We start from the raw sequence: 10932 nt of genomic DNA on the forward strand, positions 1-10932 counted from the left end.
ACTACCGCCCCGCCGCGTACCCCTGCATGCCCCTTGGGTTCGCGGCCGCCCACAGCAGGCCCGCGTCGCGGTCGACCCCCACGGCCGACACGCGTCCGAGCGCCCAGTCGCCGGCGCGCGTCACGCGGTGGCCGCGGCGCTCCAGCCCCTCGATCACGGTGGCGCCGAGGCGATCTTCGACGACGGCGCCCGCGGGCGTCCACGCGCGCGGCCAGAACGACCCGGGCATCGCGGTGGTGTGCAGCGCCGGGGCGTCGATGGCCTCCTGCGCGCGGTAGCCGCCGACGATCATGCGCAGGAGCGCGAGCAGCTGCCACTGATCCTGCTGGTCGCCGCCGGGCGAGCCGATCGCGAACCACGGGCGCGCATCTTTCAGCACGAGCGTGGGCGTGAGCGTCGTGCGCGGCCTGCGGCCGGGAACGAGCGATGACGGATGCCCCGGCTCGAGCCACGTCATCTGCAGGCGTGTGCCCAGGCAGAAGCCGAGCGCGGGGATCGTCGGCGACGACTGCAGCCAGCCTCCCGACGGCGTCGCCGACACGATGTTGCCCCAGCGGTCGATCACGTCGATGTGGCAGGTGTCGCCGCGCGTTCGACCCGACGTCTGGACGGTCGGCTCACCGGTGCCCGCGGCCGAAGGCGCGGTATCGGCCGTGCGCAGCGGCGGGCGGAAGCCGTCGCGCCCGCCGAGCCGTCCCGGGCGGTGCTCGGCCGAGGCGGTCTCGCCGATGAGCGCGCGGCGCTCGGCCGCGTAGTCGTCCGAGAGGAGCGTGTCGAGGTCGACGTCGTCGTCGCCGTACCACGCGTCTCGGTCGGCATAGGCGAGCTTCTGCGCCTCGAGGATCGTGTGGGCGCCGATCACCTGCGAAGGGTCGAGGCGGTCGTCGTCGAGCGGGTCGAGCAGGCGCAGAGTCTGCAGCATCGCCGGGCCCTGGCTCCAGGCGCCCGCCTTCGCGATCGTCGCGCCGCGGAACTGGGCCGTGACGGCCGGCTCGTACCCGGCATCGAACGCGGCGAAGTCGTCAGGAGTGATGACGGCGGCGTGTGTTCCGCTCTCGGAATGCCGGTGCGGCCGTGCCAGGAACGCGGATGCCTCGTGCGCCACGATCCCCGTCTTCCACTCTCGCCGCGCCGAGTCGATCCGCGCGGCGCGGCCCACCGGCCCGTCGTCGCGCACCGTGCAGGACGTGTGGACGAGGCCGTCGAGCACATCGGCGTAGGCCGGGTTGCGCACGATGGAGCCCGGTGCGGGCGGCTCGCCGTCGGGCATCCACAGCGCGGCCGAGGTGGGCCAGTGCTCACGGAACAGCCCCGCCACCCGCCCGATCGTCGCCGCGGCCTGCGGCAGGAGCGGAACGCCGCCTCGCGCGTAGCCGATCGCGTACGCGAGGACGTCGGTGAGCTCCCATGTGCCGTGGTCGCGCAGCAGCAGCAGCCACGCGTCGACCGCCCCGGGCACCGCCGCCGCCAGCGCGCCCGCCCCCGGCACCAGCTCGAGGCCCTCGCCGCGGTAGTGCTCGATCGTGGCCGCCGCCGGCGCGGGCCCCTGGCCCATGAGCACGGTCGGCGTCTCATCGTCGGCCGTCGCGAAGATGCCGACCAGATCGCCGCCCGGTCCGTTCAGATGCGGCTCGACGACGTGCAGCACGAACGCCCCCGCGACCGCGGCGTCGAAGGCGTTGCCGCCCCGTTCGAGCACCGACTGCGCGGTCGCCGTGGCGAGCCAGTGTGTGGAGGCCGCCATGCCGAACGTGCCCGAGAGCGTGGGGCGCGTGGCGAACGACGCAGGCGGCGTGAAGCTCATGCGAGCCGGGCGACCCAGTCCTCGACCTCGTCCGCGGTGCGGGGGATCGCCGCCGAGAGGTTGACCGGTCCGTCCGCGGTCATCAGGATGTCGTCCTCGATGCGCACGCCGATGCCGCGGTACTCCTCGGGCACCGTCACATCGTCGATCTGGAAATACAGCCCCGGCTCGATCGTGAACACCATGCCGGGTTCGAGCAGCCCGTCGTAGTACATCTCGCGGCGGGCCTGCGCGCAGTCGTGCACGTCGATGCCGAGATGGTGGCTCGTGCCGTGCACCATGTAACGGCGGTGCTGGCCACCGGCGTCGGCATCCAGCGCCTCTTGGGCGGTCACCGGCAGCAGGCCCCACTCGGCGACGCGCGCGGCGATGACCGACATCGCCGTTTCGTGCACGGTGCGGAATGTCACGCCCGGCCGGGCGGCGGCGAACGCCGCATCGGCCGCCTCGCGCACCGTCTCGTAGATCTTGCGCTGGATGTCGGTGAACCGGCCGCTGACCGGGATCGTCCGCGTGATGTCGGCGGTGTACAGGCTGTCGACCTCGACGCCCGCGTCGATGAGGATCAGGTCGCCCGCCACCACGGCGCCGTCGTTGCGGGTCCAGTGCAGGTAGCACGCGTGCGGACCGGAGGCGGCGATCGTGTCGTAGCCCACGCCGTTGCCCTCGTTGCGGGCGCGCTGGTGGAACAGGCCCTCGACCACGCGCTCGCCGCGCGGGTGCTCGATGATGCGCGGCAGGTTCGCGACGATGTCGTCGAAGCCGTCGGCGGTCACCGCGATCGCGAGGCGCAGCTGCGCGAGCTCGTAGTCGTCCTTGGTGAGCCGAAGCTCCGACACGAAGCGCGTGAGGTCGTCGTCCTCGCCGAGGAGCACATCGTCTTCGCCCGCCGCGAAGTGGTCGATGTGCGCCGTGGCGACGCCGAGGTCGGCTGCGACGCCCGCGAGTGCGGGGCGCGGCCCGATCCAGAACTCGCCGATCGAGGCATCCGAATAGAACTCCGCCGTCGTGCGGTCGGCCCGCTCGCGGAAGTAGAGCGTGACGTCGTGGCCGCCCGCCCGCGGCTCGAACACGAGCACCGAGCCGGGCTCGGAGTCGGCGCCCCAGCCGGTGAGGTGCGAGAACGCGGAGTGCGCGCGGAACGCGTAGTCGGTGTCGTTGCTGCGCTGCTTCTGCTCGCCGGCGGGGATGACGACCCGTCTGCCGGGGAACGCCGCCGACACCGCCTCACGCCGTCGCGCGGCGAACGAGGCCTGCTCGCGCTGCGCCGGGAGGGACTGCGGCCGGTTGGCCCATCCGGTCGAGATCGTGTCGAGAAAACCGCGGCCGAAGGGCTGCTTGCGGTTGGTGGTGGCGGTGGCCTCGGCCTGTGGTTCGGCGTGGATCTCGCTCGTGGTGTCGCCTGTCGTGCTCATCTGCCCAGTCTCCCACGGACCGGCCACGCCCGACCCGGCGATTCTCAGTCGTCCGCGGGCGCCTGGTCGAGCTGCACGATCAGCGGCCGGTGGTCGCTGCCCTCGCCGTCCATCGAGCCGAGCACCAGCGAGCCGGTCGGGTGCCAGTCATCGGTGGCCATCACATGGTCGATGGGGGCGCCCAGCAGCTCCGGCAGCGTGGTCGTCCACGTTCCGATCGCGCCGTTGCCGGTCTCGGCGGCCGCGTCGTGGCAGCGCCCGAGCGTTCCGCCTTCTGTTCCGAGCCCGCCCATGTGGTCGAGCGTGGCGTTGAAGTCGCCCGCGAGGATCACGTTCGGCACGGCGCACTGGTCGGCGAGCCACTGCAGGTCGTCGCGCCAGCTCTGCATGTACGATTCGCGCGGGGCAACGGCGTGCGCGGCCACCACGATCGGTCCGTCCCCCGAGATCGGCATCGCCACCGCGCTCGGCACGGTCGAGGTGTTGCTCGAGCCGTCCAGCGACGACTCGATCACGGAGTATTCGCCCAGGTCGGGCGAGATGAGCAGGGTCGTCGAGCCGGCGTCCCACTCGGTCGTGGGGTTCTCGGCGTGGTGCGCCCACATCGGGTGGCCGAGCTCGCGCATGAGGACGGCGACGGCCCCGCCGGTCTCGATCGTCGTCTCGGGCAGCGCCACGATGTCGGCGTCCATCGCCACCGCGATCCGGGCGATCGTGTCTGGTGCCGTCGCGTCGCCGGCGGTGTTCCACGTCATGACCCGCACGCTCGTCTTCGTCGGGTCGGGCAGGGACTCGCGGCCCATGCCGCGCGCGGCGAGCGTCGCGCCGTTGGCCACCACGGCGATGACGGCGATCGCCGCGATCGAGAGGGCGAACGCACGGGCGGGGCGCGCGATCGCCACCAGCAGCGCGATCACGAGCACCGCCAGCATCCCGACCACGACCACGCCGCGGAACGAGACCACCTGGGCGACCGGATAGACGCGGTCCATGCGGAACAACGCCGGCCAGGTGAGGACTGCGGCAGCGATCGCGCACAGGACGGCGATCAGGATCCCGAGCAGGCGAAGCACGCACGCGACTCTAGGCGAGCAGGCTGGGAAATCCCGAAACGTCCGGCCGAGGCGGTCATCCACGGCGAGTCATGCCCTGGGCGGTACCCTCGAAGGATGCCGGACAGAGCGCGCTTCGAGGGGCCGAGCGACCTCCACCTGCACTCCACGCACTCCGACGGCACCGAGCCTCCGGCACAGGTGATGGCGGCGGCCCATCGCACAGGGCTGCGCACCGCGGCCCTCACCGACCACGACACGACCTCGGGCTGGGCCGAGGCTGCCGAGGCCACGGCATCGCTGGGCATGACGTTCATCCCGGGAATGGAGCTCTCGGCCCGGCACAACGGGCGCAGCGTGCACGTGCTCGCGTACCTGTTCGACCCCGACGACGCGGCGCTGGTGGCAATGACCGACCGCATCCGGTCGTCTCGGCTCGACCGCGCGCGGGTGATGGCAGAGCGCATCGCGCGCGACTACGACCTGCACTGGGACGACATCGTCGCCCAGACCAGCGACGGCGCCACCGTCGGGCGCCCGCACATCGCCGACGCGCTCGTCGCGCGAGGGGTCGTGCGCGATCGCGCCGAGGCCTTCTCGAGCATCCTCAGCCCGGGCGCAGCGTACTACGTGGCGCTGTTCGCACCCGATCCGGTGACGGCGGTGTCGCTCGTGGCCGGCGCCGGGGGCGTGCCGATCATCGCGCACCCGGCGGGTCGATCGGGGCTGCTGCCGATGCCGCTGCTGCACGAGATGCTCGACGCGGGACTCGGCGGATTCGAACTCGGCCACCGCGAGAACCGCGAGAGCGGCGTGCGGGTGCTGCGCCGCCTGTGCGACGAGCGAGACCTGCTCGTCACCGGGTCCAGCGACTACCACGGCCTCGGCAAGCCCAACCAGCCCGGCGAGCACACCACGAGCGATGACATGCTCGCGCGTCTCATCGCGCGCGCACGCGGAAGCGCCCCCGTCTACGCATAGCGGGGGCGCTTGGCCGCGGGCGACCGCGGCGCTCAGCGGGTCAGGACAGAGCCTTCGCCTTGATCTGGTCGTACTCGGCCTGCGAGATCGCGCCCGAGTCGAGAAGGGCCTTGGCCTTCGCGATCTCTTCGGACGGGCTGGCGCCGGCCACCTGACGGATGTACTGGTCGGCAGCCGACTGGGCGGCCGCGGCCTCTTTCGCGCTGCGCTGGGCCATGCCGTTGCCGCGCGCGATCAGGTAGATCAGCGCGGTGAGGAAGGGCACGAAGATCAGGAAGATGATCCACACCGCCTTCCACCAGCCGTTCAGCTTCTGGTCGCGGAAGAGGTCTCCGATGATCGCGAAGAGAGCGAACAGGTATGCGATGAAGACGAACGCCCACAGGAACCACCAGATGACGCTCCAGAAATTGGACCACAAGTCCATCGAGACTCCTCGGTTGTCAAGCCGCTGCCAGCAGCGCGGAGCCGGCCGGATACCGCCCCTGGGCTTGATTATGGCGGGGCGCGAGTCCTGAGGGAATGGGATGCGCGAACGCGCTGCCCGAAGGAGGGAGGATCACCCGCCGCGGGGGAATCCGGAGAGCCGGCCCGCGCGGGTTAGCGTAGACGGATGCGGCAGTCCACCGCGCTCGAGCGGCGCATCGACGCGGTCGCCCATCGTCTGCTGCGCAACGCGCCCGAGCGAGGGGCGCGCGCGAACCTCGTGGAGTTCGCGGTGTTCGTGCTCAAGCAGGCATGGGCATGCGTCTTCGGCGCGGCCCTGCTCGCGGTGATCGTCGCCGTGCGGCTGTGGTACCCCGACGAGGCGGCGCTGGCACGCAACGACTTCCTCACGATCGCGGCGGTGGTCATCCAGGTCGTGATGGTCGCCGCGCGCCTGGAGACCGGCCGCGAGCTGTGGGTGATCGTGCTCTTCCACGTCACCGGCACCGTGATGGAGATCTTCAAGACCGATGTCGGCTCGTGGGCCTATGCCGCCGACGGCGTGCTGCGCATCGCGGGGGTGCCCCTCTTCAGCGGCTTCATGTACGCGGCCGTGGGGTCGTACATGGTGCGCGTGTATCGCCTCTTCGATCTCGGGTTCACGCGTTACCCGCGCCGATGGCTCACGGCGCTCGTGGCCGCCGCGATCTATGTCAACTTCTTCACGCACCACTTCTGGTGGGACCTGCGGTGGGTGCTGCTGGCGCTTGTGATCGTGCTGTGGCTGCGCACCGTGATGTACGCGCGGGTGTGGCGGCGGGTGATCCGGATGCCTCTGCTCGCGGCGTTCGCGGGCGTCGCCGTGTTCATCTATCTCGCCGAGAACATCGGCACGTGGGCCGGTGCGTGGCTGTACCCGAGCCAGGCCGAGGGGTGGAATCCGGTCTCGATCACGAAGCTCGTGTCGTGGTTCCTGCTCATGATCATCTCGGTCGTGCTCGTGGCGTGGGTGTATCCGCCGCGGCCGCCGTCCGTCGAGGTGTTCGCCGCGCGGCGCGGCCGTGGGCAGCCAGATCAGGCTGCGTCGTCGAATACAGGCCCGATCCCGGCATCGGGTCCTGATTCCGGCGCATCGCCCTGATCCCGCGTCACGCCACCAGGTGCAGACGCTGGGCGACGGCCGCCGTGATCGTCGATTCGACGAACGGCCAGTCGAAGAGCACCTGCTGGTAGTCGAAGCGCATGACCGTGTAGCCCATGAGCCGAAGCCGGGAGTCATGACGGATGTCGCGGCGCCGCTGTGCCTGCTCGAGATGATGGGCTCCGTCGAGTTGGACGACCAGCCGATCGCCGACGAGCACGTCGACGGGCTGATCGGCGACCCAGACCTGCTGACGCACCCGGAGGCCGAGAGCGCGCAGACCCTCGACCGCGTGGGTCTCCAGACCCGAGTCGGACAGCACCGAGACCGCGCGTGCCAGCTTGCGAGCGCGGGCGTCGGACCACGCGACGGATCGAAGCACGTCGGGCTCGAGCCGTGGCATCCGCGCCGCCGAGTTCCACACCGCGAGCGCGTCGACCCGATCCAGGCACGTCGCGACATGGGCGAGCACGTTCAGCGGATGCTCGCGCACGGCGTGCGCGGGGATCGGTGCGGGTCCGCGGGCCCAGTGCAGGCGGATGCCCTCACGCGGGATTCTTCCAGCCGTCGATGGGACCGCCACATGCGGGACAGCGCCCTGCGCGGCGTGCGGAACCCACATGCCGAGGGCGGACGCGGCGGTGACGCAGGTGACCCGGCCGCCGACCGACACCGCAGCCAGGGTGGCGGCATCCGTTCCCGGAAGCACGATCCACGACCGGCGGATGCGCCGGACGAGATCGCGGCGCTCCGCCTCGGCGATCGTGCGGCTCGCGTACCCGGCGAGGCCCGCCTCACGGGTGTGCGTCACACCGCCCTTGCGACCCAGCCACTCGAGGAACTGCACATGCTTGCCCATACGGCCAGCGTCACAGGGCGCCTGGGCGCCGTACTCGCGTTGCGTGGGATCTGTGGAGGCTGTGCGCTCGAGGCGCGCTGGGGAGGAGGCGTCCGCGCGCTGCGAGATCAGGCTTCTGCGTCGAGATCAGGACCGAAGTCGGCGCAGCGTCCTGATTCCGGCGCAGCGCCCTTCTCTGGATGCCGCGCGCCGCGCGTCAGGACGCGGCGGGCGCGCTGGAGCGCGGGCCACGACGACGGCGCCGACGTGCCGGAGCGGGCTTGCCGTCGTGGTGCTCCTTGCCGCCCCCGTTGTGCGTGCCGCCGCCGTCGGCGCGGTCGCCCGAGTCGGATGCCGCGGCGCCGTCGGATTGGTTCGTCGAGGTGGCGTCCGCCTGTGCCTCGAAGGTCGAGCCCACGCGATCGGACGACGAGCGGCGCCGGCGACGGCGACGGCTCGCGCCGGTCGACTCGCCCTCTGCTGCGGCATCGGTCGCCCTCTCGGGCTGCGGCTGGGACTTGACCGTCTGCGTCTTGGGGGCGGTCGCGATGCGGCCCTTCGTGCCAGCCGGGATGTCGAGATCGGCGTAAAGGTGCGGGCTCGACGAGTACGTCTCGACGGGCTCGGGCTGGCCGAACTCGAGCGCGCGGTTGATGAGGGCCCACTTGTGCAGGTCCTCCCAGTCGACGAACGTCACCGCGATGCCGGTCTTTCCGGCGCGGCCGGTGCGGCCCGCGCGGTGCAGGTAGGTCTTCTCGTCGTCGGGGATCGTGTGGTTGATGACGTGCGTGACGTCATCGACATCGATGCCGCGCGCGGCGACGTCGGTGGCGATCAGCACATCCCGCTTGCCGGCCTTGAAGCCCGCCATCGAGCGCTCGCGCGCCTCTTGGCTCATGTCGCCGTGCACGGCGCCGGCGTTGAAGCCGCGGTCGCTCAGTTCGTCGACGAGCCTCTGGGCGGCGCGCTTGGTGCGCGTGAAGATCACCGTCTTGCCGCGGCCGTCGGCCTGCAGGATGCGGGCGATCACCTCGTCCTTGTCGAGCGAGTGCGCGCGGTAGACGAGGTGACGGATGTTCGCCTGCGTGAGGCCCTCGTCGGGATCGGTGGCCCGGATGTGGATCGGGTTCGACATGAACCGGCGCGCGAGGGCGACGATGGGCCCGGGCATCGTGGCCGAGAACAGCTGCGTGTGGCGCACCGCCGGCACCTTCGAGAAGATCTTCTCGATGTCGGGCAGGAACCCGAGGTCGAGCATCTTGTCGGCCTCGTCGAGCACGACCTCGGTCGCGTTCGACAGGTCGAGCAGACGCTGGTTGTTGAGGTCGATCAGGCGCCCGGGGGTGCCCACGACGATCTGGGCGCCGGCCTTGAGCTGGTCGATCTGGCCCTCGTAGGCCTTGCCTCCGTAGATGGCCACGACGCTGGTCGAGCGGCCCGAGGTCAGCATGTCCATGTCTTCGTAGACCTGCACCGCGAGCTCGCGCGTGGGCACCACGATCAGCGCCTTCACACCGGGTGCGGGGTCTTTCCCGAGGCGCTGGACCACGGGGATGCCGAAGCCGAAGGTCTTGCCGGTGCCGGTCTTGGCCTGGCCGATGATGTCCTGGCCGGGAAGGCCCAGGGGGATGGTCTGCTCCTGGATCGGGAACGCGTCGATGATGCCGCGGGTTGCGAGGGTGTCGACGATGTCCTGATCGACGCCGAGTTCGGCGAAGGTCGTCACGATTCTGTGCCTGTCCGGCAGTGAGATGCTGCCTGGGTCCGTGCCCGGGCGCCGGGAGAATGCCTCGGCGCGGGCGGAGATGCGGTCCACGCCCATTCTCTGCCACAGGCGCGGGAGCCCCGGTCCGACGCCGGGGACGCCTCCAGAATACCGGACCCGCTCGAGATCGCGCGGTGCGGCCCGGGACTGCCGATTAGGCTGGGGCCGTGGTGAGGTGGTTCTGGCAGCGTCGAGAGACCGGGCGCAAGCTGCAGTTGCGCACGCGCGGCGACCTCGGCGACGGGTTGCGCGTGGCGTTCGAACAGCTCGCTCCCGACGTCGACACCTTCCTCGGGCAGGCGGCCTACCTGCAGCTCGGGTTCTTCGAGACGCTCAGCGAGCTGATCGCGTCGACCCCCGAGCTCGCGCAGAAGGAGGCCCTCTCGCGCGCGGCCGGCGCGGCGCTGCGCAAGCACGAGGAGCTCGTCGCGCTCATCCGCGAGCGCGGCGACGACCCGACCGAACTGATGCTGCCCTTCCGCGAGCCGCTCGACGCGTTCCGGCGCGCGACCCACGGCGTGCGCCCGCAGGAGACCCTGCTGTCGGTGCACATCACGGCGGGGATGCTCGACGACTTCTATCTCGCGCTGTCGGCGAGCTACGGCGACACCGGGCGCCGGGTCGCGCGGGCGCTGCGGGCGGACGACGACCGCGAGGCGATCGTCGACATCCTCGGCGCGGCCATCGCGAGCGACCCGGAGTGGGAGTCCCTGCTGGCGATGTGGGGCCGCAGGCTCGTGGGCGACACGCTCCTCATCGCACGCGGAGCGCTGCGACCTGCGCGGCTGGACGCCGCCGACGAGCGCAAGGTCGAGCCCGTGTTCACCGAGCTCATGGCCGCCCACTCGCGCCGCATGGACGCGATGGGGCTGGCGGCGTAGCAGCGCACAGCAGTGCCGGAGACGGATGCCTCGGCCGAGGCATCCGCCGGATCAGGCGATCGGCCGGATCAGGCGATCCGCAGGCGTGCCTGCTCGCGCTCGTCGTGCGCGATGCGCACGCGACCCAGCACGAGCAGCGTCGGGTAGACCACCACGGCGGGGGCGACGAAGGCGGCGAGCCAGATCCACAGGCTGTCGACGCCCTGGCCCGCCCAGGTCAGGATCATCCACGCCAGGCCCGCGGCGAGCGCGCCCAGGATCGGTGCGAGGGCCACACCGCGCGTGTCGCGGTGGGGTGCGGCGTAGTGCAGCGCGAGGCCGATGCACGCCCCGACGATGAACCCGAGGAGGATCTGCATGTCAGGCCACGAACCCGACGCGGCGCGACTCCTCCGTGCCGAGCTCGACATAGGCCAGGCCCGCGGTCGGCACGATGTAGGAGTTGCCCTTGGTGTCGGTGAACGTCACGTGCGTGGCACCCGAGTCGAGGGCCGAGGCGACCGACTTCTTGACCGCGTCGGAGCTCTCGCTCGTCTCGAAGCTGAGCTCGCGGCCGGTGTTCGTGATGCCGATGCGGATCTCCACGTGACTGCCCTTCCTCTCGTGCCCGGATCGGGCGCATGGCAACT

At 71.3% G+C, this 10932-nt stretch carries 11 protein-coding genes; 3 read left to right on the forward strand and 8 right to left on the reverse strand.

All coding sequences use genetic code 11. The features are described 5' to 3' along the window. Position 1: 1 nt before the first annotated feature. The 3 genes from AB1K54_RS04195 to AB1K54_RS04205 are packed head-to-tail and all read right to left on the reverse strand — an operon-like array spanning position 2 to position 4292. Entirely contained in the window at positions 2-1804 is a 1803-nt protein-coding gene (locus AB1K54_RS04195; protein ID WP_371201446.1) for a gamma-glutamyltransferase family protein, read from the reverse strand. Continuing rightward, positions 1801-3219, reverse strand: coding sequence for an aminopeptidase P family protein (locus tag AB1K54_RS04200; RefSeq protein ID WP_371201447.1), 1419 nt, complete (start codon positions 3217-3219; stop codon positions 1801-1803). The genes AB1K54_RS04195 and AB1K54_RS04200 overlap by 4 nt, the downstream gene beginning before the upstream one ends. A gap of 44 nt (positions 3220-3263) precedes the next feature. Further along, complete coding sequence (locus AB1K54_RS04205; RefSeq protein ID WP_371201448.1) at positions 3264-4292, reverse strand: endonuclease/exonuclease/phosphatase family protein; 1029 nt, start codon at positions 4290-4292, stop codon at positions 3264-3266. A 96-nt stretch (positions 4293-4388) separates the two neighbouring features. Between AB1K54_RS04205 and AB1K54_RS04210 the strand changes: the two genes are divergently transcribed. Next, the gene (locus tag AB1K54_RS04210; protein WP_371201449.1) at positions 4389-5252 is read left to right on the forward strand and encodes a PHP domain-containing protein; all 864 of its coding nucleotides are present in this window, start codon (positions 4389-4391) and stop codon (positions 5250-5252) included. A gap of 40 nt (positions 5253-5292) precedes the next feature. Here AB1K54_RS04210 and AB1K54_RS04215 read toward each other — a convergent pair whose 3' ends face one another. Beyond that, positions 5293-5679: an SHOCT domain-containing protein gene (locus tag AB1K54_RS04215; protein ID WP_371201450.1), complete on the reverse strand. Its 387-nt coding sequence runs from the start codon at positions 5677-5679 to the stop codon at positions 5293-5295. A gap of 186 nt (positions 5680-5865) precedes the next feature. On the opposite strand from AB1K54_RS04215, the gene AB1K54_RS04220 reads away from it, so the two are divergent. After that, positions 5866-6819 carry a DUF817 domain-containing protein gene (locus AB1K54_RS04220; protein ID WP_371201451.1) on the forward strand — a complete coding sequence of 318 codons (954 nt, stop codon included), beginning with the start codon at positions 5866-5868 and terminating at the stop codon, positions 6817-6819. 7 nt (positions 6820-6826) lie between these two features. Here the strand turns inward: AB1K54_RS04220 and AB1K54_RS04225 are convergent, their stop codons facing one another. After that, positions 6827-7678 (reverse strand): endonuclease domain-containing protein, encoded by an 852-nt coding sequence (locus AB1K54_RS04225; RefSeq protein WP_371201452.1) that lies wholly within the window; start codon positions 7676-7678, stop codon positions 6827-6829. A 196-nt stretch (positions 7679-7874) separates the two neighbouring features. Then, positions 7875-9383, reverse strand: a complete 1509-nt coding sequence (locus tag AB1K54_RS04230) for a DEAD/DEAH box helicase (RefSeq protein ID WP_371201453.1) — start codon at positions 9381-9383, stop codon at positions 7875-7877. Between the two features lie 206 nt (positions 9384-9589). Here AB1K54_RS04230 and AB1K54_RS04235 point away from each other — a divergent pair, with 206 nt between their 5' ends. After that, a complete protein-coding gene (locus tag AB1K54_RS04235; protein ID WP_371201454.1) occupies positions 9590-10303 on the forward strand; it encodes a ferritin-like fold-containing protein in 714 nt (237 codons plus the stop codon). Positions 10304-10371: 68 nt separating this feature from the next. Here AB1K54_RS04235 and AB1K54_RS04240 read toward each other — a convergent pair whose 3' ends face one another. Both AB1K54_RS04240 and AB1K54_RS04245 read right to left on the reverse strand, forming a co-directional pair. Then, positions 10372-10662, reverse strand: a complete 291-nt coding sequence (locus AB1K54_RS04240) for a hypothetical protein (RefSeq protein ID WP_371201455.1) — start codon at positions 10660-10662, stop codon at positions 10372-10374. Position 10663: 1 nt separating this feature from the next. Further along, positions 10664-10888: a DUF3107 domain-containing protein gene (locus tag AB1K54_RS04245; RefSeq protein WP_371201456.1), complete on the reverse strand. Its 225-nt coding sequence runs from the start codon at positions 10886-10888 to the stop codon at positions 10664-10666. Between the last annotated feature and the right edge of the window lie 44 nt (positions 10889-10932).

The sequence above is a fragment of the Microbacterium sp. BWT-B31 genome (assembly GCF_041379855.1).
In the GTDB taxonomy this organism is placed as follows: domain Bacteria; phylum Actinomycetota; class Actinomycetes; order Actinomycetales; family Microbacteriaceae; genus Microbacterium.